Source organism: Kitasatospora sp. NPDC058444 (assembly GCF_042721415.1).
In the GTDB taxonomy this organism is placed as follows: Bacteria; Actinomycetota; Actinomycetes; order Streptomycetales; family Streptomycetaceae; genus Kitasatospora.
In genome coordinates this window covers 43,636-68,161 of sequence record NZ_JBHXLL010000027.1, presented here as the reverse complement: position 1 = coordinate 68,161, position 24,526 = coordinate 43,636, and the positions used below count along the sequence as shown (strand labels likewise).

The 24,526-nt window shown below is 74.2% G+C and carries 19 protein-coding genes; 14 read left to right on the top strand and 5 right to left on the bottom strand.

Annotation, left to right across the window (positions count from 1 at the left end; all coding sequences use genetic code 11):
- Positions 1–181 precede the first annotated feature (181 nt).
- The 5 genes from ACFWP2_RS25650 to ACFWP2_RS25630 all read left to right on the top strand — a co-directional run bounded on the left by ACFWP2_RS25650 (position 182) and on the right by ACFWP2_RS25630 (position 6,595).
- Positions 182–649 carry a GreA/GreB family elongation factor gene (locus ACFWP2_RS25650; protein WP_380455368.1) on the top strand — a complete coding sequence of 156 codons (468 nt, stop codon included), beginning with the start codon at positions 182–184 and terminating at the stop codon, positions 647–649.
- 256 nt (positions 650–905) lie between these two features.
- Positions 906–2,318: an MFS transporter gene (locus ACFWP2_RS25645; protein ID WP_380455365.1), complete on the top strand. Its 1,413-nt coding sequence runs from the start codon at positions 906–908 to the stop codon at positions 2,316–2,318.
- Positions 2,319–2,344: 26 nt separating this feature from the next.
- On the top strand, positions 2,345–3,235 hold the full coding sequence (fdhD, locus tag ACFWP2_RS25640; RefSeq protein ID WP_380455363.1) for a formate dehydrogenase accessory sulfurtransferase FdhD: 891 nt from the start codon (positions 2,345–2,347) through the stop codon (positions 3,233–3,235).
- A 4-nt stretch (positions 3,236–3,239) separates the two neighbouring features.
- Positions 3,240–4,166, top strand: coding sequence for a LysR family transcriptional regulator (locus ACFWP2_RS25635; protein ID WP_380455361.1), 927 nt, complete (start codon positions 3,240–3,242; stop codon positions 4,164–4,166).
- A gap of 95 nt (positions 4,167–4,261) precedes the next feature.
- Positions 4,262–6,595: an FdhF/YdeP family oxidoreductase gene (locus ACFWP2_RS25630; RefSeq protein ID WP_380455359.1), complete on the top strand. Its 2,334-nt coding sequence runs from the start codon at positions 4,262–4,264 to the stop codon at positions 6,593–6,595.
- Between the two features lie 13 nt (positions 6,596–6,608).
- Here ACFWP2_RS25630 and ACFWP2_RS25625 read toward each other — a convergent pair whose 3' ends face one another.
- A complete protein-coding gene (locus ACFWP2_RS25625) occupies positions 6,609–7,910 on the bottom strand; it encodes a YhgE/Pip domain-containing protein (RefSeq protein WP_380455357.1) in 1,302 nt (433 codons plus the stop codon).
- Between the two features lie 625 nt (positions 7,911–8,535).
- Here ACFWP2_RS25625 and ACFWP2_RS25620 point away from each other — a divergent pair.
- From ACFWP2_RS25620 to ACFWP2_RS25610, 3 genes are all read left to right on the top strand, one after another.
- Complete coding sequence (locus tag ACFWP2_RS25620) at positions 8,536–10,194, top strand: NRAMP family divalent metal transporter (protein WP_380455355.1); 1,659 nt, start codon at positions 8,536–8,538, stop codon at positions 10,192–10,194.
- Between the two features lie 137 nt (positions 10,195–10,331).
- Positions 10,332–12,113 carry an ABC transporter permease gene (locus ACFWP2_RS25615; RefSeq protein WP_380455352.1) on the top strand — a complete coding sequence of 594 codons (1,782 nt, stop codon included), beginning with the start codon at positions 10,332–10,334 and terminating at the stop codon, positions 12,111–12,113.
- Between the two features lie 14 nt (positions 12,114–12,127).
- A complete protein-coding gene (locus ACFWP2_RS25610; RefSeq protein WP_380455350.1) occupies positions 12,128–13,531 on the top strand; it encodes a nitrate/sulfonate/bicarbonate ABC transporter ATP-binding protein in 1,404 nt (467 codons plus the stop codon).
- A 196-nt stretch (positions 13,532–13,727) separates the two neighbouring features.
- On the opposite strand, the gene ACFWP2_RS25605 is transcribed toward ACFWP2_RS25610, so the two are convergent.
- Positions 13,728–14,150, bottom strand: coding sequence for an ArsR/SmtB family transcription factor (locus tag ACFWP2_RS25605; RefSeq protein WP_380455348.1), 423 nt, complete (start codon positions 14,148–14,150; stop codon positions 13,728–13,730).
- A 316-nt stretch (positions 14,151–14,466) separates the two neighbouring features.
- Here ACFWP2_RS25605 and ACFWP2_RS25600 point away from each other — a divergent pair, with 316 nt between their 5' ends.
- The 3 genes from ACFWP2_RS25600 to ACFWP2_RS25590 all read left to right on the top strand — a co-directional run bounded on the left by ACFWP2_RS25600 (position 14,467) and on the right by ACFWP2_RS25590 (position 17,519).
- Positions 14,467–15,231, top strand: coding sequence for a hypothetical protein (locus tag ACFWP2_RS25600; RefSeq protein ID WP_380455346.1), 765 nt, complete (start codon positions 14,467–14,469; stop codon positions 15,229–15,231).
- 108 nt (positions 15,232–15,339) lie between these two features.
- Positions 15,340–16,719, top strand: a complete 1,380-nt coding sequence (locus ACFWP2_RS25595) for a helix-turn-helix domain-containing protein (protein ID WP_380455344.1) — start codon at positions 15,340–15,342, stop codon at positions 16,717–16,719.
- Between the two features lie 74 nt (positions 16,720–16,793).
- A complete protein-coding gene (locus ACFWP2_RS25590) occupies positions 16,794–17,519 on the top strand; it encodes a TetR/AcrR family transcriptional regulator (RefSeq protein WP_380455342.1) in 726 nt (241 codons plus the stop codon).
- A 112-nt stretch (positions 17,520–17,631) separates the two neighbouring features.
- Here ACFWP2_RS25590 and ACFWP2_RS25585 read toward each other — a convergent pair whose 3' ends face one another.
- From ACFWP2_RS25585 to ACFWP2_RS25575, 3 genes are all read right to left on the bottom strand, one after another.
- The gene (locus ACFWP2_RS25585) at positions 17,632–19,269 is read right to left on the bottom strand and encodes an amidohydrolase (protein WP_380455340.1); all 1,638 of its coding nucleotides are present in this window, start codon (positions 19,267–19,269) and stop codon (positions 17,632–17,634) included.
- Between the two features lie 52 nt (positions 19,270–19,321).
- Positions 19,322–20,749 carry an APC family permease gene (locus ACFWP2_RS25580; RefSeq protein ID WP_380455338.1) on the bottom strand — a complete coding sequence of 476 codons (1,428 nt, stop codon included), beginning with the start codon at positions 20,747–20,749 and terminating at the stop codon, positions 19,322–19,324.
- A gap of 346 nt (positions 20,750–21,095) precedes the next feature.
- A complete protein-coding gene (locus ACFWP2_RS25575; protein ID WP_380455335.1) occupies positions 21,096–22,079 on the bottom strand; it encodes a LuxR C-terminal-related transcriptional regulator in 984 nt (327 codons plus the stop codon).
- A gap of 337 nt (positions 22,080–22,416) precedes the next feature.
- On the opposite strand from ACFWP2_RS25575, the gene ACFWP2_RS25570 reads away from it, so the two are divergent.
- The 3 genes from ACFWP2_RS25570 to ACFWP2_RS25560 all read left to right on the top strand — a co-directional run bounded on the left by ACFWP2_RS25570 (position 22,417) and on the right by ACFWP2_RS25560 (position 24,381).
- On the top strand, positions 22,417–23,730 hold the full coding sequence (locus ACFWP2_RS25570; RefSeq protein WP_380455333.1) for an IS256 family transposase: 1,314 nt from the start codon (positions 22,417–22,419) through the stop codon (positions 23,728–23,730).
- 180 nt (positions 23,731–23,910) lie between these two features.
- The gene (locus ACFWP2_RS25565; protein ID WP_380455331.1) at positions 23,911–24,069 is read left to right on the top strand and encodes a hypothetical protein; all 159 of its coding nucleotides are present in this window, start codon (positions 23,911–23,913) and stop codon (positions 24,067–24,069) included.
- 99 nt (positions 24,070–24,168) lie between these two features.
- Positions 24,169–24,381: an MbtH family protein gene (locus ACFWP2_RS25560; RefSeq protein WP_360353986.1), complete on the top strand. Its 213-nt coding sequence runs from the start codon at positions 24,169–24,171 to the stop codon at positions 24,379–24,381.
- The last annotated feature ends 145 nt before the right edge of the window (positions 24,382–24,526 follow it).

Sequence of the window (24,526 nt, the reverse complement as noted above, 5' to 3'; positions counted from 1 at the left end):
CGGGGCCGGTTCCTCCTCGACGTCGGCCGGCCGCGAGCGGTGCCGGGCTCGGATCCGGACGCCCCGGCCGGAGTTCGCGTCGGGGCGGCCTCCGCCGCGAAGTTGCCCGGGGCCGCGGGCGGTGGGGTAATGGGAGGCGGCCGGTGTTCGAGCGTGTGACGAGCAGCCCCGGGAGCTTGGGATGAGCGGTGGGCCGGAACCGATCAGTGCCGAGGGCCTGCGTGCGGTGCAGGAGGAGTTGGCACAGCTGCGGGCGGATCGCGGGAAGGTGGCCGCGACGCTGCGCGGCGTGGAGCCGACGGGGGACCGGGCGGATGCGGCGGACGAATTGCAGCGGGCCTCGGAGGTGACCCGGCTGGACCGGCGGATCACCGAGCTGGAGGCGCGGCTGCGGGAGGCCGAGGTGGCCGGGAAGCCGTCCGCGCGCGTGGTCGGGGTGGGATCGACGGTGACCGTGCGGTTCGACGACGGCACGGAGGAGACCGTCGAGATCTCCGAGGTGGCGGAGGAGCGCGACCTCACCCTGGTGACCTACGACAGCCCGCTCGGGAAGGCGCTGCTGGGCCGCCACGCCGGGGAGACGGTGGACTACGAGACACCGGCCGGCGCGGCCAGCGCGACGGTGCTGTCGGTGGGCGGTACGGAATAGCCGGAGCGGAATGGCCGTCGCGAAACGGCCGGAGCGAAATAGCCGGAGCGGAATCCCCGATCGCGATATCGGGGATTTCCGGCGTTCTGCGGAATATTCGGGACGGGCGCACCCGTCGATTCGATGACAGGCTGCGATAGGCGCCGCTTATCGACTCACAGGAATGGCCTCTTTGACGCCCCGCGACGGCGGCCCGCACACTGGAACGCGGAAATCCAGGAATGGCCGAAAAGCCGGAAACGGGGCAGGAAAGCGCATGGGCAGCACTGAGGAAATGCCCGTGCCCGGTACCGCCCGCTGGCTTCCGGCGGCCGCCGCCGTCGCCGTCGCCGCCTGGGGCGCCAACCAGTTCACCGCTCTGGCCACCGTGTACCGGGCGCGCACCGACTGGTCGGCGCTCTCGCTGGCCGCGATGTTCTCGGTCTACCTGGTCGGCCTGGTGCCCGGGCTGCTGCTGGGCGGGCCCGCCGCCGAGCGGTACGGCCGGCGGCGGACGGTGCGCGGCGCGCTGGGCCTGTCCGCCGCCGCCAGCGTGCTGCTGGCCCTGCCCCACGAGCCGTCGGTGTACGCCGCCCGGCTGGCCACCGGCTTCGCCGCCGGGCTGGTCTTCCTGGCCGGGACGGCCTGGCTGCGCGAGCTCTCCGGGCCCGCCGTCCCGCCCGAGCGGGGAGCCCGCCGGGCGATGTACGCCACCGGTACGGGCTTCGCGGCGGGCGCGCTGGCCTCCGGGGTGATCGCCGAGTGGCTGCCCGGCCCCATGGTGCTGCCCGGTCTGGTCCACGCCCTGGGCTGTCTGCTGGTGCTGCGGGCCACCCGGGAGCTCCCGGAGACCGCCCGGAGCCGCGCCGTCGAACCGGCGCACACCGCGCAGAAGCGGGAGCACGGGCGGGAGCAAGGGCGGGAGCAAGGGCAGGAGCAGAGGCAGGACACGCCAGCGCCCGGCACGGCGGCCGTCCGCCACCCCCGGTTCCGCTACGTCGTCCTGCCCGCCAGCCCGGCCGTGCTCGGCGCCGCCACCGTGGCGTACGTGGTGCTGCCCCCGCTGGTCGCCGACCGGGTGCCCGGCTACGCCCCGTTGTTCAGCGGCCTGGTCGCGGCGCTGACCCTGGCCACGGGCGTGGTCACCCAGCCCTTCGCCGCCCGGCTGGACGACGCGGGCAGCGCCCGGGCCACCCTCACCGCGATGGCCACCGTGATCGCCGGGCTGCTGCTCGGCTCCCTCGCCGCCGCCCGCGACTCGGTGGGCCTGGTGGTGGTGGCCGCCGTCGTCCTCGGCACCGGGTACGGGCTGACGCTCGGCGCGGGGCTGCACGAGGTGGAGCGGCTCACCCCCCGCGCCGGCGGGCCGGTCTCCGCGTCGCTCTACCAGAGCACCACCTCCAGCGGTTTCCTCACCCCGCTGCTGCTCGCCGGCACCGCCGGCCACGCCTCGTACCCGGCGCTGCTGGCGGGCATGGCGGCCGTCGGCCTGCTCTGCCTGGCGGTCACCGCCGCGCACAGCCGCCGCCACCTGCCCGGCCCAGCGCGCGGCCCTCTGCCCAGCCCTCTGCCCAGTCCCCTGCCCGGCCCAGCGCGCGGCCCGCTGACCGGCCCGGTGACCGACCCCCCGTCCGGCCCGCCCGCCCCGCACACCGCCGCGAGGAGGGAGGATTCATCCGTACAGACCTGACCGACACCACCGAGGAGCCGACGACCATGGGCCGAGTGACCGTCCCCCGCAGAGTGCTGCGCCTGCGCCAGGGCGCGCCCTCGTACCGTCCCGACACCCTGGCGGCCGAGGAGCCGATGGAGATCCGGGTCGGCGGGCGCCCGCTGACGGTGACCATGCGCACCCCGGGCAACGACTTCGACCTGGCCGCCGGGTTCCTGGTCAGCGAGGGCGTGGTGCACGCCGCCGGGCAGGTGGCCGGCATCCGCTACTGCGCCGGTGCCACCGCCGACGGCGGCAACACCTACAACGTGGTGGACGTCCTGCTCGCCCCCGGTGTGCCCGCCCCCGACGCCTCGCTGGAGCGCAACTTCTACACCACCTCCTCCTGCGGCCTGTGCGGCAAGGCCAGCCTGGACGCGGTGCGCACCACCGCTTCGTGGAGCGTCGCCGAGGACGGGCTGCGCGTGACCCCCGCCCTGCTCTCCGCGCTGCCCGACCGGTTGCGCGCCGCCCAGAAGGTCTTCGACAGCACCGGCGGCCTGCACGCGGCCGGGCTGTTCGACGCCGAGGGGCGGCTGCTCTGCCTGCGCGAGGACGTGGGCCGGCACAACGCCGTGGACAAGGTGGTCGGCCACGCGCTGCGCGAGGGGCTGCTGCCGGCCCGCGGCACCGTGCTGATGGTCAGCGGCCGGGCCTCCTTCGAGCTGGTGCAGAAGGCCGTGATGGCGGGCGTCCCGGTGCTGGCGGCGGTCTCCGCGCCGTCCTCGCTGGCCGTGGACCTCGCCGAGGAGAGCGGGCTGACCCTGGTCGGCTTCCTGCGCGGCGACTCGATGAACGTCTACACCCGCACCGACCGCGTCGACACCACCACCTCGGCCGCCACCGCGGACGCCCCCGCGGCCGCCTCCCCGTCCGCCGCCACCGGGGCCGAGTAGGAAGATGCTGTTCCGCCAGCTCGAGTACCTCGTGGCGCTCGCCCGGGAGCGCCACTTCGCCCGCGCCGCCCAGGCCTGCCACGTCTCCCAGCCCGCCCTCTCCGAGGCGCTGCGCAAGCTGGAGGACGAGCTGAAGGTGCTGCTGGTGCGGCGCGGCCGCGCCTTCGAGGGCCTGACCCCCGAGGGCGAGCGGATCGTGCGGTGGGCGCAGCGCATCCTGGCCGACCGGGACGCCCTGCGGGACGAGGTGGACGCGCTGCGCACCGGTCTGAGCGGACGGCTGCGGATCGGCTCGGTGCCGACCGCCTCGGGCGCCGTGTCGCTGCTCACCGGGCCGTTCTGCGCCGCCCACCCGCTGGCCGCCGTGGAGCTCTCCACGGACCTGCGCTCCGAGGAACTCCTGCGCCAGGTGCGGAACTTCGAGATCGACGCGGGCATCACCTACCTGCCCGGGCCGGGCCACGACGACCTGCGCGCGCTCCCGCTGTACGAGGAGCGGTACGTCCTGCTGACCGGTCTGACCGGTCCGGCCGAGGAGCCGGCCCGGCGCCCGCGGGCGACCTGGGCGGAGGCCTCCCGGCTGCCGCTGTGCCTGCTGCACCCGGGCATGCAGGGCCGCCGGGTGCTGGACGAGGTGTTCGCGGGCCTCGGGCTGGAGCCGGCGCCGCGGGTCGAGACCGACTCGGTGGCCTCGCTCTTCGCCCACGTCCGCACCGGGCACTGGGCGAGCGTCGTGCCGTACGCGTGGCTGCACGTGTTCGGGGTGCCGCACGGGATGCGGGCCGTCCCGCTGACGGAGCCGGTGCACAGCGCGCCGGTCGCCCTGGTGATCGCCGCCCGGGAGCCCGGCTCGGTGATGGCCCGCGCGCTGCTGGAGGTCGCCCGGCGCACGGAGCTGGCCTCCGTGCTCGACCGCCTGCCGGGGGCGTGACCGCTCGACGCGCGGAGCCCGGCGCGCGGACATAGCCTCGACCCGAACCCGACTGTCCGACCAGTACGACGGACGTGCGACGGAAGGCGAGCACCATGACCACCTCCGACAACACCGAGACCACTCCCTCGGAAGAACCATCGGAGGAGGTCGGCCCCTCCCCCGCCGGCCCGCCCCACGCCGCGGCGTACCACCACCCGGCCGCCGGCTGGGGCGCCGCCAAGAGCGTCACCCGCTTCCTGGTCCGCGAGGGCGCGTACCTGGACGGGCCGCGCGCGGTGATGCGGATGAACCACGAGCGGACCGGCTTCGACTGCCCCGGCTGCGCCTGGCCCGACGACACCAAGGGCCTGCACCTGGACATCTGCGAGAACGGCATCAAGCACGTCACCTGGGAGATGACCCGCAAGCGGGTCGGCCGGGAGTTCTTCGCCGCCCACACGGTGACCGAGCTGTCCGGGTGGAGCGACTTCGCGCTGGAGGACCAGGGCCGGCTCACCGAGCCGATGGTCTACGACCCGGGCACCGACCGCTACGTCCCGATCACCTGGAAGGACGCCTTCGCGCTGGTCGGCCGCACCCTGCGCGGGCTGGACGACCCCAACCGGGCCGCGTTCTACACCTCCGGCCGGCTCGGCAACGAGGCGACCTTCCTCTACCAGCTGCTGGCCCGCGAGCTGGGCACCAACAACCTGCCCGACTGCTCCAACATGTGCCACGAGGCCAGCGGCCGGGCCCTGCAGGCCGCGCTCGGCACCGGGAAGGGGACGGTCGACCTCAAGGACTGGGAGGTCACCGACGCACTGTTCATCCTGGGCGTCAACGCGGCCTCCAACGCGCCCCGGATGCTCACCTCGCTCGCCGAGGCGTACAAGCGCGGCGCGCAGATCGTGCACGTCAACCCGCTGGTCGAGGCGGCGGCGACCCGCACGATCATCCCGCACGACTTCACCGACATGGCGCTGAACCGGTCCACCCGCACCAGCACGATGAACCTCCAGCCGCGGATCGGCGGCGACATGGCGCTGCTGCGCGGCATGGCGAAGGCGATCCTGGAGCAGTCCGCGACCGACGAACGGGCGCTGGACCGGCTGTTCATCGACCGCCACACCGCCGGCTTCGAGGCCTACCGCGACCTCTGCGCGGCCACGCCCTGGGAGGAGATCGAGCGGCAGAGCGGACTGGACCGGGCCGCCGTCCTCAAGGCGGCGCGGGTCTACCGGGAAGCCGACCGCTCGATCTTCAGCTGGTGCCTGGGCGTCACCCAGCACGAGCACGGGGTGGACACCGTCCGCGAGATCGTCAACCTCCTTCTGCTGCGCGGGAACCTGGGCCGCGAGGGGGCCGGCCCCTCCCCGGTGCGCGGGCACAGCAACGTCCAGGGCAACCGCACCTGCGGCATCGACCACCGTCCCGCCACCGCGTTCCTGGACCGGCTCGCCGAGGTGTGCGGGATCGAGCCGCCGCGCGCGCACGGGCTGGACACCGTCGGCACGATCGAGGCGATGCGGCGCGGCGACGTCACGGTGTTCGTCGGCATGGGCGGCAACTTCGCGCTCGCCGCGCCCGACAGCCCGTACACCTACCAGGCGCTGGAATCCTGCGAGTTGACCGTCCAGGTGAGCACCAAGCTGAACCGCAGCCACCTGGTGCACGGGCGGGCCGCGCTGATCCTGCCGTGTCTGGGACGGACCGAGAAGGACCACCAGCGGGCCGGGGTGCAGTCCACCTCGGTCGAGGACTCGATGAGCATGGTGCACCTGTCGGTGGGCATGAAGCGCCCGGCCTCGCCGCACCTGCTCTCCGAGCCCGCGATCGTCGCCGGGATGGCCCGCGCGGCACTGCCGGACAGCTCCACCCCCTGGGAGTGGTACATCGAGGACTACGACCGCATCCGCGACACCATGGCCCAGGTCCTGGACGGCTTCGAGGACTTCAACCGCCGGGTGCGGCTGCCGCTGGGCTTCCGGATCAAGCAGCCGGCCCGCGAGCTGGTCTTCGGCACCCCCTCCGGCAAGGCCGAGTTCTCCACCGCCCCGCTGCCCGACGTCGTCCCCGCACCGGGCACCCTGGCGCTGGGCACGATGCGCTCGCACGACCAGTGGAACACCACCATCTACTCGGACAACGACCGCTACCGGGGCATCAGGAACCTGCGCACCCTGGTCTTCATGAACAAGGACGACATGCGCGAGCGCGGCCTGTCCGAGTTCGACCGGGTGGACGTCACCAGCACCGCCCGGGACGGCTCCACCCGTTCGGTGCACGGCTACCTGGCCGTCCCGTACGACATCCCGCGCGGCTGCGCGGCCGGGTACATGCCGGAGCTGAACGTGCTGTGCGCGATCGGCGACTACAGCACCCAGAGCGACCAGCCGATCATGAAGCACCTGAAGGTGACCGTCACCAAGGCCGGGGCCGAGGCGTAGACGGGGCCCGGACCTAGTCGGAGGGCTGGGGCGTCCAGCGGTGCAGGCCCTTGCGGTCGTAGTAGCGGGTCATCCCGAAGCCGAACAGCAGGGCCAGCGCCACGCCGACGCCGATCATGACCCAGCCGCGGGTCAGCCCGGCGTCGGCCCGGGCGTCGAAGAAGAGGATCGCCCGGATGCCGTCGCTGAGCTGGCGCATCGGCTCGAAGAGGCTCAGGAAGCGGTAGAAGCCGGGGACCGCCTGGAGCGGGACGGTGGCGCCGGAGGAGGGCAGCGCCAGCGCGATGAAGACGAACATCGACACCAGCTGCCCGATCCCGCCGAACGCGGCGTTGATCGCCTGCACCCCGAGGCCCACGGCGAGGCTCGCGCAGTAGGCGAAGACCCACAGCAGTGCCGGGTGCGGGGCGTCCATGCCGAGGACGCCGACCGAGCAGAGCAGCACCAGCGAGGTGGTGAGCAGCATGATCCCGGCCGTCATGACCATCTTGAGCAGCAGGGTCTGGGTGCGGTCGATCGGGACGGTCGGGCGGCGGGTGTGCCAGGGGCCGATCTCGCTGTCGCTGTAGCCGAGCGCGCCGTCGACGCCGTTGTGGATGATGTTGCCGCCGATGAAGCCGGTCAGCACGGCCAGCAGGGTGAAGTAGAAGGCGCTCAGGCCGAGCCCGCTGTGGCTGCCGATCGGGTGGCCGACCCGCATGGTGACGGCGATCGGGTCGGCGAGCAGCAGCCGGGCGGTGGCGCCGGTGTCCGGGCCGGGGGCGCCGGAGGCGGGCACGGCGGCCAGCAGCTGCCCGCCGACCGCCTGCGAGGCCTGGTGGACGGCGTTCTGACTGATCTGCGCGGCGATCGAGGAGCCGAGGCTGCCCAGGCCGGGGTTGGTCAGCACGGTCACGGTCGGCCGCTCGGTGGCGCCGCCGGCGACCAGCGCGGTGACGTCGCGGCTGAAGCCCTGCGGGACGACCAGTGCGCCGTAGACCTTGCCGGAGGCGAGCTGCTCGCTCAGCCCGGCCGCGTCCACCTGCCGCCACTCGACGGTGCTGCCGGGGGTGCCGGCCACCACCGCGGCGGCCAGCCGGGCGCCGAGGGGCTCCGCCTGGCCGGGCGGCGGCGGGCCCTGGTCCTCGTTCACCAGGGCGATCGGCAGCCGGTGCAGATGGCCGCTCGGGTTGAGGATGCCCCCCATGTAGAGCAGCGAGAGGAGTACGGCCAGCAGGCCGCACAGGACGGCCGGGAAGAGCCACAGTTTCGGCTTCCGGGCGAGCGTCAGCGCCCTCGCCTGCCGGGGGGACCCCTGGGTGTCCGCGGTCGCCATGCCACCCCTCGGATTCGGGCACGACCTGGTGCCGCTGCCGGTACGGCGGGAAGTCGTTCCGTGGCGGCCGGGTGGCCAAACCCCCGTCACCCGGGTGGCCGATCCCCCGTCACCCGGGCGGCCGCCGCCCGTCCGGGAGCACCGGCATCCCCCCGGCATGAGGTAAAGGTTTTACCAAGTACGCAAGTATCGCCTCCGGACGGGACTAAGCTCTGACGAGTTGGGGTGAACCGGCGGTCGCGTCGCGCGGGCCGGTGAACTCCTTGCCGCGTCGATGACTCGCACCACGGGGTGCGCCGGCCGGGAGGAGGCGAGAGACATGGATTGCAGTAGTCCGGGCCACAGTCGCCCCTGCCCCCGCCTGCCCTCGCACACCTCCGGCACGCGGTAACACCCTTCCCCGCAACACGTCCTGACGCCCCCTCAGCATCCGTCGGCAGCTGGCCGGCGCTGCCCGGTCCGCCGTCGGCGACGACGACACGCCACGTCCGCACGCGGCTCCGCCGTGCCCGCACGCCTGCCACCGTACGGGCCGCGCCGCCGCGCGCCGGTGCGCCGTGCCCGCTCGCGGGGAGCGCCACCGCCTGCCTCCGACCCGCCCCTCCGGGGCCCCGGGAGGAAACCCATGACGATCCACACCACCCACCCCACCCTCGACTCCGCTCCGCCCGAGCCGCGTTCGGCCGTCCTGGACGACGCGCACCTCGGCGACATCAAGGGCGCGCTCGGCACCATCCGGCTCGACGACACCACGCCCCGCCACGGCCTGTCGGCGCGGCTGAAGACCCTGCTCGCGATCGTCGGGCCCGGCCTGATCGTGATGGTCGGCGACAACGACGCCGGCGCCTTCTCCACCTACGGCCAGGCCGGGCAGAACTACGGCACCCGGCTGCTGTGGACCCTGCTGATGCTGGTCCCGGTGCTCTACGTCAACCAGGAGATGGTGCTGCGGCTGGGCGCCGTCACCGGCGTCGGCCACGCCCGGCTGATCCTGGAGCGCTTCGGGAGGTTCTGGGGGGCGTTCAGCGTGATCGACCTGTTCCTGCTGAACGCGCTGACGCTGATCACCGAGTTCATCGGGGTCACGCTCGCCGCCGGGTACCTCGGCCTGCCGAAGGCGGCCGCGGTGGTGCCGGCGGCCGGGATCATCATCGCCTCGGCCTTCACCGGCTCGTTCCGGCGCTTCGAGCGGGTCGCCGTGACGCTCTGCCTGGGCTCGCTGCTGCTGGTGCCGGTCTACTTCCTGGTCCACCCCCGCACCTCGCAGATGGCGCACGACTTCGTCGTCCCGAGCATGCCGGGCGGGTCCGGGCAGCTCGCCGCCGTGATGCTGGTGATCATCTCCATCGTCGGCACCACCGTGGCGCCCTGGCAGCTCTTCTTCCAGCAGTCGTACGTCATCGACAAGCGGATCACCCCGCGCTTCATGAGGTACGAGAAGGCCGACCTCTGGATCGGCATCGTGATCGTGATCGTCGGCGCCGCCGCCGTGATGGGCCTCACCGCCGCCGCCTTCGCGGGCACCGACGGCGCCGGCCGGTTCTCCGACGCGGCCGCCGTCGCCCGGGGCATCGAGGACCGGGCCGGGCACCTGGCCGGCGTGCTGTTCGCCGTCGCGCTGCTGGACGCCTCGATCATCGGCGCCTTCGCGGTGTCCCTGTCCACCGCGTACGCGATCGGCGACGTCTTCGGCATCAGGCACTCGCTGCACCGCGGGGTCAAGGGCGCCAAGGGCTTCTACGGGATCTACGCGGGCCTGGTGGTCGCGGCGGCGGCGATCACCCTGCTCTCCACCGACTACACCCAGGGCCTGATCACCCAGTTCGTCCAGGTGCTGGCCGGGGTGCTGCTGCCCTCCGCGACCGTCTTCCTGCTGCTGCTCTGCAACGACCGCGCGGTGCTGGGGCCCTGGACGAACGGGCCGCGGACCAACGCCTTCACCTCGGCGGTGGTCGGGGTGCTGGTGACGCTCTCGCTGATCCTCACCGCCGCCGTGGTCTGGCCGGACATCGGCTCGGAGGCGATCCTGCGGATCATGGCCGGCTGCGGCATCGCCGGGGTGCTCGTCGCCGGGTACTCCTTCACCTCCGGGCGCCGCGGCACCAAGGAGGACCCCGTCGACCGCACCGGCCGGGAGAACTGGCGGATGCCCCCGCTGGAGACCCTCGACAAGCCGGTGCTGTCCACCGCCCGCAAGGTCGGCATGGGCGCGCTGCGCGCCTACCTGCTGGTCGCGACGGCCATGGTCGTCGTCAAGATCGTCCAGACCGCGCTGGACCACTGAGCCGGCCGGCTCCCGCGCCGGCCGTCCCGCCCGACGACCACCGGAGGCCTCCGGAGGCGGACCCGCCGGGCGGGACGGGTTTGCGTACGGACGCACCGGGGGAGCAGACTGCCCGGGTTTGCCCCGGAGGTACCGACATGACCCTGCAGAAGCCCGCCCCGGGCCGGTCCCGGAGCCCGCTGCCGGGCCTGTACCCGGGCTCGGGACGCGCCCGGCCGGCGAGCCGCCTCGGCGGGCGGGTCTGGACGGACCTGGTCGTCGCGGCGGCCGTCCTGGTGCTGCTCTACCTCGTGCTGCGGCTCGGCCGGGACGGCGCCGTCCGGTTCTCCACCGCCCCGGGCGCGGCCGTCGACACCGACCCGGCCCGGCTGCCGTACGACGCGGCGCGCTCGCTGCTGCGGATGTTCGCCGCGCTCGTCCTCTCGGTCGTCTTCACCTTCGGCTACGCCTACGCGGCGGCCCGCAGCCGCCGGCTGGAACGGGTGCTGATCCCGGCGCTCGACATCCTCCAGTCGGTGCCGGTGCTCGCCTTCCTGAGCCTCGCGGCCTCCGGATTCCTCGCCCTCTTCCCCGGCTCGGCGCTCGGCCTCGAATGCGCCGCCGTGTTCGCCGTCTTCACCTCCCAGGCGTGGAACATGACCTTCGCCTTCTACCAGGCGCTGGTCTCGCTGCCCCGCGAACTCGACGAACTGTCCCGCTCGTTCGGGTTCAGCCGGTGGACGAGGTTCTGGAAGGTCGAGCTGCCCTCCGGCATGATCGGCCTGGTCTGGAACGGCATGCTCGGCTTCGGCGGCGGCTGGTTCTTCCTGGTCGCCTCCGAGGCGATCACCGTGGACGGCCGGCGGTACGCACTGCCTGGGGTCGGCTCGTACGCGGGCGCGGCCGTCGCCGCCGGGGACCTCGGGCGGGTCGGCTGGGCGATCGCCACCATGGTGGTGCTGGTCGTCGGCGTGAACTTCCTGTTCTGGCGGCCGCTCACCGCCTGGGCCGAACGCTTCAAGAACGAGCAGTCCGAGGCCACCGAGGTGCAGCGCTCGGTCGTGCTGGACCTGCTGCGCCGCTCCCGGGTGCCCGCCGCGCTCGGCCGCGCGCTGCGCCCCGCCGGACGGGCCCTGAACCGGGCCGGGCGGGTGTTCGGCACCGCCGACCGCCCGCCGGCCGTCCACCCCGGCCGGCGGCGGGCCGGGGACCTGGCCTTCGCCCTCGTCGCGGGCGGCATCGTGCTGTGGGGCCTCGTCGACCTCGGCCGCTACCTCGCCGACCGCACCGGCCTCGGCGTCTTCGGCGAGCCGCTGCTGCTCGGGCTCGCCACCCTCGCCCGGGTGGTCGTGCTGGTCGCGGTGGCCACCGTGGTCTGGGTGCCGATCGGCGTGCGGATCGGCTTCTCGCCCCGGCTGACCAGGATCGCCCAGCCCGTCGTCCAGGTGCTGGCCGGCTTCCCCGCCAACTTCCTCTTCCCCCTGGTGATCTGGCTGCTGCTGCGCACCGGGGTGTCGATCGACCTCGGCGGCATCCTGCTGATGGCCCTCGGCTCCCAGTGGTACATCCTGTTCAACGCCATCGCCGGCGCCATGGCCGTCCCCGCCGACCTGCGCGAGGCCATGGACGACCTCGGCGTCCGCGGTCGGCAGCGCTGGCGGCGGCTGATCATCCCCGGCGTCTTCCCGGCGTACGTCACCGGCGGCATCACCGCCTCCGGCGGCGCCTGGAACGCCTCCATCGTCGCCGAGGTGGTCACCTTCGGCGGCACCACGCTGACCGCGACCGGCCTCGGCGCGTACATCGCCCGGGCCGCCGAACGCGGCGACCACCCGCACCTGCTCGCCGGGGTCGCGGTAATGAGCCTGTACGTCGTCGCCCTCAACCGCCTGCTCTGGCGCCGGCTGTACCGGCTGGCCGAGCGCCGCTACTCGCTGTAGTCCGGAGTCCGCCGATGCGCTTCCCGTTCCGCAACCGTGCCGTCGAACCCGCCCCCGCGCCCGCCCCCGCGCCCGCGCCCGCCCCCCACGAGGACGGGGAGGCGCTGCTGGAGGCCGTCGGCCTGACCAAGACCTACGCCGGGGCCGCCGGCGAACTGCCGGTGCTCTCCGGCATCGACCTCACCGTGCGGGCCGGCGAGATCGTCGCCGTGCTCGGCCGCTCCGGTTCCGGCAAGTCCACCCTGCTGCGCTGCCTGGCCGGCCTGATCCCGCCCAGCTCCGGCACCGTCCGCTACCGCGGCACCCCGCTCACCGGCGCCAACCCCGGCACCGCGCTGGTCTTCCAGACCTTCGCGCTGCTGCCCTGGCTGACCGTCCGGCAGAACGTCGAACTCGGCCTGGAGGCCCGCGGCGTCCCGCCCCGGGAGCGCGCCCGGGCCGCCGGCCAGGCCATCGACCTGATCGGCCTGACCGGCTTCGCGTCCGCCTACCCCAAGGAGCTCTCCGGCGGCATGCGCCAGCGGGTCGGCTTCGCCCGGGCGCTGGTCGTCGAACCGGACGTGCTGATGATGGACGAGCCGTTCTCCGCCCTCGACGTGCTCACCGCCGAGAACCTGCGCGGCGAGCTGCTGGAACTGTGGGAGTCCGGCCAGTTCCCCACCCGGGCCGTCGTCCTGGTCACCCACACCATCGAGGAGGCGGTACTGATGGCCGATCGCGTCGTCGTCCTCGGCACCCGTCCGAACGGGACCATCCGGGAGACCGTCGAAGTCGCCCTGGAACGGCCGCGCGACCGCGACTCGGCCGCCTTCGACGAGCTGGTGGACCGGGTGTACCGGATCATGACCGGCCGCCCCAAGGACACCCGCCCGCACGGCCGCACCGCACCCGGCCCCGGCCCCGGCCCCGGCCCCGAACGGCGCACCGTCGCCGGCACCCCGCTGCCCACCGCCGGCGTCGACGGCCTCTCCGGTCTCGCCGAGACGATCGCCCACCGGGGCGGCGGCTGCGATCTGGCCGGCCTCGCCGACGAACTCGGCCTGGACATCGACGACCTGCTCCCCCAGGTCGACGCCCTCGACCTGCTCGGCTTCGCCGAGGTCCACGGCGACGACCTGCTGCTCACCGGGACGGGCACCGCCTACACCGGGGCCGACGCCCAGGAGTCCCGCGCCCTCTTCGCCGCCGCGGCCCTGGAGGTCCCGCTGATCAAGCTGATCGCCAACAGCCTCGGCGACCGGCCCGGCGCCACCGTCCGCACCGGCTTCCTGCGCGACCTGCTCGGCCGCCACTACACCGTCGAACAGACCGACCGGCAGCTGGAGACCGCGACCGACTGGGGCCGCTACGCGGGGCTCTTCGCGTTCGACGCCGACCGGCAGGAGTACCGGCCGCACACCCCGGGCCCCGGGCGCTGACCGGCGACATCGCCCGTTCGCCGGTGCGCGGCGCTCCGCCGCGCACCGAATGCGATCCAACAACCGGCAACCTTCAACTGGCACCGGGACCGGGATCGGGACCGGGACCGGGAGCGGCACCGGGACGGCCTGACGCCAGGTGGGCCGGGCCCGCCGCGCGGCTTGTCGTACGGCCGGTCCAACCCGCGCGGCCGGTTCAGCCCGCCTGGCCGGTCGCCGGGCGGCGGCGCACCGCGCGGACCGCGCGGGCGAAGGGCTGCGGCGCGGTGGCGCCGGCCGGGGCGGCACCGTCGTCGTCGCCGTCGCGGCGGGCGGGCAGGTCGTGGGCGATCAGCGCGGCCTCGGTGAGCAGCCCCCGCACCTCGGTGGCCCGGTAGTAGATCCGCGTCCCCTCCCGGCGCGCCACCACCAGCCCGGCCGCGCGCAGCTTCGCCAGGTGCTGCGAGGTCGCCGACACGTGCGCCCCCAGCAGTTCGGCCAGCTCGCTCACCGGCAGCTCCCGGCAGCTCAGCGCCCACAGCAGCCGGTAGCGCGAGGGGTCCGCCACCGCCTTCAGCACCGCCACCGCCCGCTCCGCCGCCTCGGCGTCCCAGGCCTCTTCCCGCGCACCACCACCCATACAGGGATCGTACCGAGGTGCGCCCGGCGCCCGGCCCGGGGCGACCGGGGGTGCGGGGGAGGCTGGGCGGGAGGGTCGGCGGGCGCACGGCGGGGCCGCGAAGGGAGCCCTGGAGAGCCCTGGAACGTTCCCGCAGACCGTTCCAGGGCGCAGCGAAACCGCAGGTCAGAGGGGTGGAACCGTTCCAGCGTCCCGGCTTGGCCGGGAAGCCTGGCGCACCGCTCGGACGGCGGACCAGAGTTCTGCCCAGCGGTCGGCGCCGATGGCCCGCCGCCCGGTCCACTCCTTCATCCGCGTCTCTTACGGGGGAACCTCCATGTCCGCTCGCCGTGCCGTGCCCGCTCGCCGCGCCCTGTTCGTCCCGGCCGCCCTCGCCCTGGGCGCCGCCCTCACCCTGACCGCCTGCGGCTCGGACGGCGGCGACCCGGCCCAGCCCGCGAAGCCCGCCCAGACCACCCCGGCCGCCCCCGCCGCCCCCGCCGCCCAGCCGACCGCCGGCGCACCGGCCCCGGCGGCCCCGGCGGCCCCGGCCGCCGCGACGCCCGCCGGAGGCAGCTCCGCCCGCCCCAAGACCCCCGTGGTGCCCGCCACGGGCGGCGCGGCCACGGCCGGTGGCGATGAGGCGTACGCCTACACCCACCCCTGCAAGGCCGACAAGCTGACGGTCAAGGTGACCACCCGGGCCGGGTCGCCCGACCAGCGGGTGATCGAGGTGCACAACCAGGCCGCCACCTACTGCGGCCTCAGCTACTACCCGCTCGTCAGCCTCGGCAGCTCGAAGGCGCCCGACCACGGCGGCGACCTCAGCCCGCTGGTTCCGGGCGGGCTGGGCGGCCCGCCGGCCTACCCGCTGGCTCCCGGCAAGAGCACCTACGCGGTGGTCGACCTCAACCCGGGCAGCGGCGGCGTGGCCGACGTGGACCAGCTGAACGTCCTGCCCGACGACCAGCTGCCCAACGCCGACACCCGGAACTTCCCGCTCGGCGCCGGCGCGAAGGTCGGCAAGCAGCCGAAGCTCGGCCTGTACCGGGAGAACGTCGCCGACGCGGCCGCCTCCACGGAGACCGCCGGCCGGAGCTGACCCGCCGTGCCGCACCCCGCTCCCCTGCTCCGGACCCCGCCCCTACCTGCCGGTACGGTGATCACCGACGGCATCCCGGGCCAGGCCGGGGTGGGGGAAGGGCAGCTGATGAGTGTGGAGACCGAGGAGTTCGCGGCGATGCTGCGCGAACTCAAGGAGCGTTCGGGCCGCAGCTACGGGGCCCTGGCCACCCGGTTGCACGTCAGCACCTCCACCCTGCACCGCTACTGCAACGGCGCCGCCGTACCGACCGAGTACGCACCGGTGGAGCGGCTGGCCCGGGTCTGCGGAGCCGGCCCCGAGGAACTGGTCGAACTGCACCGCCGCTGGATCCTGGCCGACGCGGCCCGCCGCCGGGAGGCGTCCTCGGCGGGCACCCCGGCCGCGACCGCCGCGCCGCAGAGCGCGCCGCCGGCCGTGACGCCGACCGTTCCCGCGCCGGCGCCGGCGCCCGCACCGGCGCCCGCACCCGCACCCGCGGCCCCACCCGAGCCGGAGACCGTCACCGCACCGGAGGAGGAGGTGAGCACCGTGCTCCCCGTGCCGCCGTCCGCCGAACCGCGCCGCCGCGCCCGCAACCGGATCCTGCTGAGCGCGACCGCCGTCGCCGCGGTGGCCGCCCTGGTCTCGGTCCTCCTCCTGCGCCACCCCGGCGGCACGCCGAACCCCTCGACGACGGGCGCGTCCGGGCCGTCCGTCGCCGCCACCGCGGCGGAGCCCCCGGGGGCCGGCACCGCGCCCACCGGTGCCCCGGCGCCGCCGGCCCCCGCGAACACCACTCCTGCGGACACCCCGTCCGCGACCGCCTCCGCCACCACGAGCGCCTCGGCGACCGCCTCGGCGACCCCCGAGGACCTCCCCGCGCCCTTCAACGTCAGCGTCCTCAACAACAGCTGGGGCAGCCCCTGCGACCAGTGGTTCCTCTCCGCCCGCGCCCCCGCCCAGATGGCCCCGCCCCCGTCGTCCTCCGGCCGGATCGACAGCTGGGCGGCCTCCCAGCGCCTGGTCCCGGCCGGGCACCTGCGGATCGAGCTGACCGCCCTGGGCGCGAACTCGGACACCGTCGTGCTGAACGCCATGTCCGTGCAGGTGGTCAGCACCCGGCCCGCCCCCAAGTGGAACGCCTACACGCCCGGGTCCGGCTGCGGCGGCGGGCTCGAACCGGCGTCCTTCGCCGTGGACCTCGACTCGCCCACGCCGCACGTCGTCCCCGTCCCGGGCCGGGAGGGGATGCGGCCGACCCCCACGACGGACTTCCCGTACCGGATCTCCGCGACCGACCCGCAGGTGATCGACGTGGACGCCTCCACCCGTTCCCAGGACGTCAGCTGGTTCCTCGAACTGGTGTGGACGGCCAAGGACGGCCGCAAGGGCACGAAGCGGGTGGACCTCGGCGACAACCAGCCGTTCCGCACCGTGGGCATGCACGGCGCGCCGAACTACGCCTACACCGGCACCTCCTGGGCCCCGGCCCACGCCGGGGAGTGAGTCCGGCAGGCGGCCGGAGACGGGAGATGTCCGACCCCTGGCCTACGTCAACGGTGTCGGCATAACCTCGGGGGATGACCGACCGCGTAGTCCCCGAACCGCAGCGACGCCGGCGCCGCCCCACCAAGCAGGGCGTGGTGCTGTCCGCCGAGCTGATCGTCGAGACCGCGATCCGGCTGATCGGCAGCCACGGCGCCGAGGCGCTCACGGTACGACGGCTCGGCGCCGCGCTCGGCGCCGACCCGAGCGCGGTCTACCGCTACTTCCACAGCACCGACGACCTGCTGCTCGCCATCGCCGACGAGCTGATCGGCCGCGCCCAGCGCGGCTGGCAGCCCACCGGCGACTGGCGCGCCGACCTGCGCGCCATCGGCCTGCGCATCCACGCCAGCTACCAGGCCCACCCGCAGGCCGCCATACTCGCCGCCCACCGCACCACCGGCCGCACCCACGAGATCGCCGCCGTCGAGGCGATCCTCGGCGTCCTGCGCACGGCGGGCTTCCCCGACCCGGAGGCCGTCCTGATCTACCACGCCTTCGTCGACCAGAGCCTCGGCTTCGCCGCCCTGGACGCCGCCGCGCTCGCCCTCCCGGCCGCCGCCCAGAACGCCGACCTCCAGGTCTGGCAGGCCTCCTACGCCCGCCTCGACGCCGCCGACCACCCCCAGATCGCGGCCACCGCCCACCTGCTCACCGCCGACATGCGCCGCAGCGGCTACCCGTACGCCCTGGACCTGCTCCTGGAAGCCGCCGAGGCCCGGCTGCGGGCGGCTGAGGGCGGCGGGCCGACGGGCGGCTGAGGCCGAGCGGGCCGAGGGGCCGCTGAGGGCGCCGACCGGGCCCGGGCACGCGACGGGCCGTCGGTGGTGAGCCCTGTGCGCCCACCGCCGACGGCCCGTCCGTCCCTCCGGGTCAGCCCGCCGCGTGCACCAGCTCCCCGCCGACGTACGTCCGCTCCACCCGGGCCTGGGCGATCTCCTCCGGCGGCCCGGTGAGGATGTCGCGGTCGAGCACCACCAGGTCCGCGAGCCGCCCGACCGCCAGGACGCCGGCGTCGTCGTGCCCGTTGAGGTAGGCGCTGCCGGCCGTGTACGCGGCGATGGCCGAGCCCAGGTCGAGCCGCTGCTCGGGCAGGAAGACCCGCCCGTCGGTGGCCTCCGGTTCCATCCGGTTGACCGCCACGTGCAGCCCCGCCAGCGGGTCCGGGCTGCTCACCGGCCAGTCGCTGCCCGCCGCCAGGGTGGCGCCGGCCCGCTGGAGGTCGCCGAACGGGTACTGCCAGGCGGCCCGTTCCGGCCCGAGGAAGGGGATGGTCAGTTCGTCCATCTGCGGCTCGTGCGCGGCCCAGAGCGGCTGGATGTTGGCGACGGCGCCGAGCCGGGCGAAGCGCGGGACGTCGTCCGGGTGGACCACCTGGAGGTGGGCGAGGTGGTGCCGGGCGCCGCGCCGGCCGTTGGCCGTGCGGGCGGCCTCGATGGCGTCCAGGGCCTCGCGCACGGCCCGGTCGCCGAGGGCGTGGAAGTGCACCTGGAAGTCGAGCGCGTCCAGTTCGGTGACGTGGCCGCGCAGCGCCGCCGGATCGACGAAGCTGAGGCCGGAGTTGACGGTGGCGCAGCCGCAGCCGTCCAGGTAGGGGCTGGTCATCGCGGCGGTGAAGTTCTCCGCGATGCCGTCCTGCATGATCTTCACCGAGCCGGCCCGGAACCGCCCGTGGCTCAACTCTTCGCGTCGACGGACGAGTTCGGGGATCTGTTCGGCGCCCCGGTCCCGTTCCCACCAGAGTGCGCCGGTCACCCGGGCGGTCAGCGCGCCGGAGCGGGCAGCGGCCAGGTAGGCGTCGGACGGGTCGGGCTGGCCGTTGAACTCGCCGAGCAGCGCGTCCTGCCAGCCGGTGATGCCGAGCGAGTGCAGCAGCCGCTGGGCGCGCAGCAGTCCGTCGAGCCGGTCGGCGGCGGTCGCGGGCGGCAGCAGCCGGGCGACCAGCGCGGTGGCGCCCTCCTGGAGCGTGCCGGCGGGGGTACCGTCGGCCTCGCGCTCGATCCGTCCGTCGGCCGGGTCGGGGGTGTCGGCGGTGAGCCCGGCGAGTTCCAGGGCCCTGGTGTTGGCCCAGGCGCCGTGGTGGTCCCGGTTGGTCAGGTACACCGGCCGGTCGGGGACGACGGAGTCGAGCAGCTGCCGGGTGGGCAGGCCGCCCTCGAAGCTCTCCATCGACCACCCGCTGCCGGTGATCCACTCCTGCTCCGGGTTGGCCTCGGCGTACGCCCGGATGCGCTCCAGGTAGTCGGTGACGCCGACCGTCCCGGTGAGGTCGCAGGAGGCCAGTTCGGCGCCGCCGAACACCGCGTGGATGTGGGCGTCCTGGAAGCCGGGCAGCAGCAGCTTGCCGGTGAGGTCGACGACCTCCGTCCTCGGCCCGATCAGCTCCCGCACCTCGTCGTGCCCGACGGCGGCGATCCGCTCGCCGACGACCGCCAGGCTGCTCGCCCGGGTGCGGGCCGCGTCGCCGGTGTGGACGGGGCCGTGGGTGAAGACCAGATCGGCCTCGGTCATGGGTGGTGCTCCGTTCTCGTGTGCTCGTGGATCGTCCTGCCGGGCAGCGGGGTCACTCGGCCGCCGCACCCTCCCGCAGGAAGTAGGGCGAGCGCCGCCGCCAGCGGGCCCAGGCCGCCGCGGGCAGTCCGCTGACGATCATCGCGATCACCACGGACAGCTCGAACCACCCGTTGTCGGCGGCGAGTTCGAAGTGGTCCGTGGAGTCGTAGAAGGTCCAGGCCAGGTAGCCGCCGACGCCGAGCAGTGCCGCCGCGCCCAACAGCGGCCCGACCACCGCGCGCAGCCCCTCCAGCGGGTCGGTGCGCAGCAGTCCGCGGAACCGGACGGCGGCGGCGACGGCGGTCAGCGCGTAGTAGAGCGCGACGACGATGCCGATCGCGTTGACCGCGGCCGAGATCAGGTCGTTGACGGTCGGGATGGCGATCGAGGCCAGCGCCAGCGCGACCGCGACGCCAGTGATCAGCAGGGTGCCGAGGGCGGGCGTGGCGTGCCGGGGGTGCAGCCGGGTCCAGACCGGGCCGAGCACCCGGTCGCGCCCCATCGCGTACATCCCGCGCGCGGTCGGGATCACCGAGGACTGCAGCGAGGCCACGGCGGAGAACATCAGCGCGATCAACGGCAGTGCGGCCAGGGGCTGCTGGGCGAGCTTGGTGCCGAAGTAGGTCAGTCCGTGGGCGCCGTTGTCGGCCAGCTCGCCGATCGGCAGCACCCGCTGGAAGGCCGTTCCGGCGAGCAGGAACAGCGCCAGCATCACCACCAGGGCCAGCAGACCGCCCCGGGAGGCGTCCCGGGGGTCGCGCACCTCCTCGCCGACGCTGAACACCGACTCGAAGCCCCAGTAGCAGAACACCGCCAGCACCATGCCCTGGGCGACCGCATCGAAGGAGGGGATGTCGAAGGGGTTGTACCACTGGAGCGAGAACGGCTGGTCGCCGGCGAACAGCCCGTAGCCGCAGAAGCCGAGCAGCACGGCGTACTCGAAGACCAGCAGCGCCTTCTGCAGCCGGGCCGCCAGGTCCAGCCCGCGCACCGCGACCAACGCGGCGCCCACCAGCACCACCAGGCCGATCAGGGTGCACTGGACGGTCGAGTCGGCGTCGAGCCGCAGCCCGGCGACGCTGCGGACGTGAGCCTGGTCCAGCAGCTGGACGATCGAGGAGCCGGTGACGGTCGTGGTGTACGCCATGAAGACCACGGTCCCCACGGTGTTCACCCATCCGGTCAGGAAGCCCAGCCAGGGGCTGAGGGTGCGCCCGACCCAGCGGTAGCTGCTGCCCGCGTCCGGCTCGACGGCGTTCAGCCGCCCGTACCCGCCGGCGATGGCGAGCACCGGTAGGAAGGCCAGCAGCATGATCGCCGGCAGGTGCAGACCGACCACCCCGGCCATCAGGCCCAGGCCGATCCCGATGCTGCTGGTGGCGGCCGTACTGGAGGCGGCGATCGCCGCTCCGTCCAGCAGGCCGAGCGACTTCCGCATCGTGACGTGGGAGCCTCGCGCGTCCGCTCTCGGGCCGCCGCCCGTGTCCTTCACCGTCGATGCCAACGGATCACCGCCTTGTTCGTGGGGTGCGCGTGTGGGGGAACACCCGCACCGGTCGCAGGGGGTGACACGGGCGGGAAGTGCGAGCCATGAAACCGGCGGCACTCCCGCACGTCAATGCCGTTGTCATAAGCAGCCGGGCGTCCGCCTGCGCCGGACCCGCGCGACCCGTGGCCGATGGCCCATGACCCGCCCCGACCGGGCCTCCACCGCCGGCCCCCGGGGTGGGGACCGGCGGTGGAGGCCGCGCCCGTCAGGGTCCGCCGGGGTCCGCCGGAGGTCGTCAGAGTTCGTCGAGGGGTTCGTCGAGGACGCCCTGGCGGGCGATGATGTAGCCGAGGTGGCCGCGGCTGCGGCTGCCGAGGAGTTCGCTGGCCTTCTGGATGTGACTGGAGACGGTGCGGGTGCTCATGCCGAGGCGGGAGGCGATGGCCTCGTCGGTGTAGCCGTTGACCATCAGGCGCAGGACGTTCTGCCGGGTGCGGGCGGTCAGCAGCCGGGGGCGGTGGTGGCCCTGCTGGTAGGTGACGGGTTCGGCGCGCTCCCACATCAGCTCGAAGATCTTGAGCAGGTACTCGACCAGCGGCGGGAGCTGGATGAGCATCGCCGCGGCCGCGCGGTCGGCGCCGGCCGGGATGAAGGCGGTGGAGCGGTCGCAGATGATCACCCGGTCGAAGACCTCGTTCAGGGTGCGCACTTGGGCGCCCTGGGCGGTGACCTGTTCGATGTAGGCCAGCGTCGGGCCGTGCGAGCGCACGGTGTGCTGGTAGAGGGTGCGCTGGCGCACGCCGCGGCCGGCCAGGGCGAGGTCGCGCGGGAGCGCGTCGGCCAGTTGCTCGGGGGCGCGGCCGCCGCCCGGCTGGGCGGTGAGGAGTTCCTCGGAGCAGGCGGCGACGGCCTTCTCCAGCGCGGGACTGATCTCGTCGCCCGCCAGTAAGCGGATCGGTAGCTCGGCCCGCCGCATGACGTCCCGGTAGGTGTGCTCGGCGGCGTGGAAGGAGGTGTGCAGCTCGGCGAGCCGCTCCTGGTGGGCCAGGACGGCGAGTTCGAGCGGTCGGGTCAGCCCGCTGGCGGCGATGTCGGGCGGGACGGGGACCAGCCGTTGACCGGCACCGGGCAGCGGGCGCAGCAGACCCATCGCGAGCAGGCACTCGGGCGCCTCGCCGGTGGCCTCACCCTCGGCCAGCGCCATCCGGTAGAACTCGATGCCCCGGTCGCAGAGCTGGGGAGTTCCCCTTTCCGTGCTGTTGTCCTGGGTTGGGCACATCTGGGCATCCTTCCGGCTTCAACATTGCGGTTTCACGAATGCCCGTACCGGCTTCCGCCAGGCATCAGAACCGGCAAGATGAGGAGTGACTGCCGTTCGGAAGCCGCCCCCCGGGCTCCGACAGCCGTGAGTGTACGCCCAAAGGGCGCGGAAATCATCGGCTGACGGTAGTCGAACGTGCACGCAGGTGGGGGAGTCGCGGGCGCGGTCACGGGCACGACCGTACCCGGCGGCGGTGACCGGGGGATTGCCGGCGCATGGCACCTGACGCCCCGTCCGGGCGCTCGGGGCGGGCGGTCGGTGCACGGAACGGCCTACAGACGGAAGGCACCCCCAGTTGCGAGCTGATTCCGACCCGGCGGCACCACCCGCCCCCCTCGCCGGCCTGGTGGACCAGCGCCTGGTGCGGCAGTTGGCGGAGGCCGCCGCCGCACAGGTCGGCTCCGGCGCCGTCCGGCTGCTGGGCGACGGCGGGATCCTCCAGGCCTTCGCCAAGCAGTTGATCGAGGGCGCCCTGGAGCTCGAGCTCCAGGAGCACCTGCGCGGCTCCGGACGCGGCACCGGCACCGGTACGGGAACCAACGGCCGCAACGGCGCCCGGGCCAGACGGCTGCTCACCGAGATCGGTCCGGTGGAGGTGCGGGTGCCCCGGGACCGCGAGGGCAGCTTCGCCCCCAAGTCCGTGCTGCCCCGGACCCGGCGGCTGCCCGGGCTCGACCGGCTGGTGATCTCGCTGACCGCGCGCGGCCTCAGTTCGGGCGAACTGGTGGCGCACCTGGCCGAGGTGTACGGCGTGGAGCTCAGCCGGGAGACCGTCTCCGCCATCACCGACCAGGTGCTCGACGAGCTCGCCGAGCGGCGCGGGCGGCGGCTCGACCCGGTCTACCCGGTGGTCTTCGTCGACTCGGTGCGCAGCGGCCGCTCGGGCGGTCCGCTGGTGCACCTGGCGCTCGGGGTCTCGGTGGAGGGCCGGCGCGAGGTGCTGGGCCTGTGGCCGGCCGCGGACGGGGAGCAGTGGCCCCAGGTGCTGGCCGGGCTGGCGGGGCGCGGGGTGCGGGAGGTCTGGGTGCTGGTGGGCGGCACGGGCGCGGTGCTGGCCGAGGCGGCGGCCGCGCAGTGGCCCCGCACGGTGGTGCACGGTTCGGTGGCCCATCTGCTGCACGGGGCGTTGCGGCACGCGCCCGGCGAGGACTGGGGTGCGCTCTCCCGGGCGCTGCGCGAGACCTGTACGGCGCCGACCGAGGCGGCCGCGCTGGAGCGGATGGCCCAGGCCGAGCGGGAGTGGGGGCCGAGCCACCGCGAGGTGTTCAAGGTGTGGCGGACGGCCTGGCCGCTGCTGGCGCCCGGCTTCCGTTTCGGGCCCGAGGCGCGGCGGCTGCTGACGGGCGGGGGCGCGCTGGAGCGGCTGCACGCCCGGCTGCGCCGGATCGAGCAGTCGGCCGGCCGGGTGCAGGACGAACGGGCCGCGCTCAAGCGGACCTACCTGGCGACGCTCGCCCTGGAGTCGCCGGCCGGGACGGGCCGGCCGTGGGTCGAGGACTGGCCGGCCGTGCGGGAGGAGTTGCGCCGGGGCTCGCTGGGGCCTGCCGGGGCGTCCGCCCCGGCGCTGCGATGTCCCCCCGGACCGTCAGGATTCCCACCACTGATCTGACAGAGCCAGGCGTGATTTGGATCATGTCTGTCTGTTTTTGACACGATCTGCCCAGGCTTCCGGTTCCCGCATTGCGTGTTCACGATCACAGTCAGAGCTTCCACGCACGTTTGGGGCTTCGGCAGGATGCGTTTCAGAGCGAAGAGGGCAGACCGCCCTCCTCAGGAAGAGGAATTCGCGATGCCTAGCCTTGCCGTCCGCGTCCACAAGATGCTCGGGACACTCGCCCTTCTGCTGCTCGCCGTGGTGGGCCTCCAACTCCACGCCCAGCCGCAGCTGTCCACGGTCTCCGTCGCCGCCGTCGACGCCCCCAGCGAAGACTCCGGCTGGGGCGCCTGAGCCGCGGCTCCGTTCGATCACCACGCTCCTCCCCTTCTCGTACTGCGCTGAACAGCTCCACAACAGCTCCGACCAGCTCCGATCAGAGAGGAACCGACGATGGCGAACCCGTTCGAGGATGCCGAGGGCAGCTACCTCGTCCTGGTGAACGACGAGGGCCAGCACTCGCTGTGGCCGGCCTTCAGCCCGGTGCCCGCCGGCTGGCAGCAGGTGTTCGGCGCCGCCGGACGACAGGACTGCCTCGACTACGTCGAGCAGAACTGGCAGGACCTGCGGCCGAAGAGCCTGGTCGCGCACCTGTCCGAGCACTGACGGCCCCGACCGCCCGGCCGGCACCGACCGCCTCGCCGGCACCGATCGCGCCGACCGCACGAACCGCGCCGACCGCGGTCACCGAGGTCACCGAGGTCACCACGCGCCGACCGGCGGACGGCTGAGCACCAGACCGTCGGACGGC

Bases quoted from the DNA above. Each gene is read 5' to 3' on its own strand.
- ACFWP2_RS25650 (WP_380455368.1), top strand. From the start codon at position 182: ATGAGCGGTGGGCCGGAACCGATCAGTGCCGAGGGCCTGCGTGCGGTG.
- ACFWP2_RS25645 (WP_380455365.1), top strand. From the start codon at position 906: ATGGGCAGCACTGAGGAAATGCCCGTGCCCGGTACCGCCCGCTGGCTT.
- fdhD (WP_380455363.1), top strand. From the start codon at position 2,345: ATGGGCCGAGTGACCGTCCCCCGCAGAGTGCTGCGCCTGCGCCAGGGC.
- ACFWP2_RS25635 (WP_380455361.1), top strand. From the start codon at position 3,240: ATGCTGTTCCGCCAGCTCGAGTACCTCGTGGCGCTCGCCCGGGAGCGC.
- ACFWP2_RS25630 (WP_380455359.1), top strand. From the start codon at position 4,262: ATGACCACCTCCGACAACACCGAGACCACTCCCTCGGAAGAACCATCG.
- ACFWP2_RS25625 (WP_380455357.1), bottom strand. From the start codon at position 7,910: ATGGCGACCGCGGACACCCAGGGGTCCCCCCGGCAGGCGAGGGCGCTG.
- ACFWP2_RS25620 (WP_380455355.1), top strand. From the start codon at position 8,536: ATGACGATCCACACCACCCACCCCACCCTCGACTCCGCTCCGCCCGAG.
- ACFWP2_RS25615 (WP_380455352.1), top strand. From the start codon at position 10,332: ATGACCCTGCAGAAGCCCGCCCCGGGCCGGTCCCGGAGCCCGCTGCCG.
- ACFWP2_RS25610 (WP_380455350.1), top strand. From the start codon at position 12,128: ATGCGCTTCCCGTTCCGCAACCGTGCCGTCGAACCCGCCCCCGCGCCC.
- ACFWP2_RS25605 (WP_380455348.1), bottom strand. From the start codon at position 14,150: ATGGGTGGTGGTGCGCGGGAAGAGGCCTGGGACGCCGAGGCGGCGGAG.
- ACFWP2_RS25600 (WP_380455346.1), top strand. From the start codon at position 14,467: ATGTCCGCTCGCCGTGCCGTGCCCGCTCGCCGCGCCCTGTTCGTCCCG.
- ACFWP2_RS25595 (WP_380455344.1), top strand. From the start codon at position 15,340: ATGAGTGTGGAGACCGAGGAGTTCGCGGCGATGCTGCGCGAACTCAAG.
- ACFWP2_RS25590 (WP_380455342.1), top strand. From the start codon at position 16,794: ATGACCGACCGCGTAGTCCCCGAACCGCAGCGACGCCGGCGCCGCCCC.
- ACFWP2_RS25585 (WP_380455340.1), bottom strand. From the start codon at position 19,269: ATGACCGAGGCCGATCTGGTCTTCACCCACGGCCCCGTCCACACCGGC.
- ACFWP2_RS25580 (WP_380455338.1), bottom strand. From the start codon at position 20,749: ATGCGGAAGTCGCTCGGCCTGCTGGACGGAGCGGCGATCGCCGCCTCC.
- ACFWP2_RS25575 (WP_380455335.1), bottom strand. From the start codon at position 22,079: ATGTGCCCAACCCAGGACAACAGCACGGAAAGGGGAACTCCCCAGCTC.
- ACFWP2_RS25565 (WP_380455331.1), top strand. From the start codon at position 23,911: ATGCCTAGCCTTGCCGTCCGCGTCCACAAGATGCTCGGGACACTCGCC.
- ACFWP2_RS25560 (WP_360353986.1), top strand. From the start codon at position 24,169: ATGGCGAACCCGTTCGAGGATGCCGAGGGCAGCTACCTCGTCCTGGTG.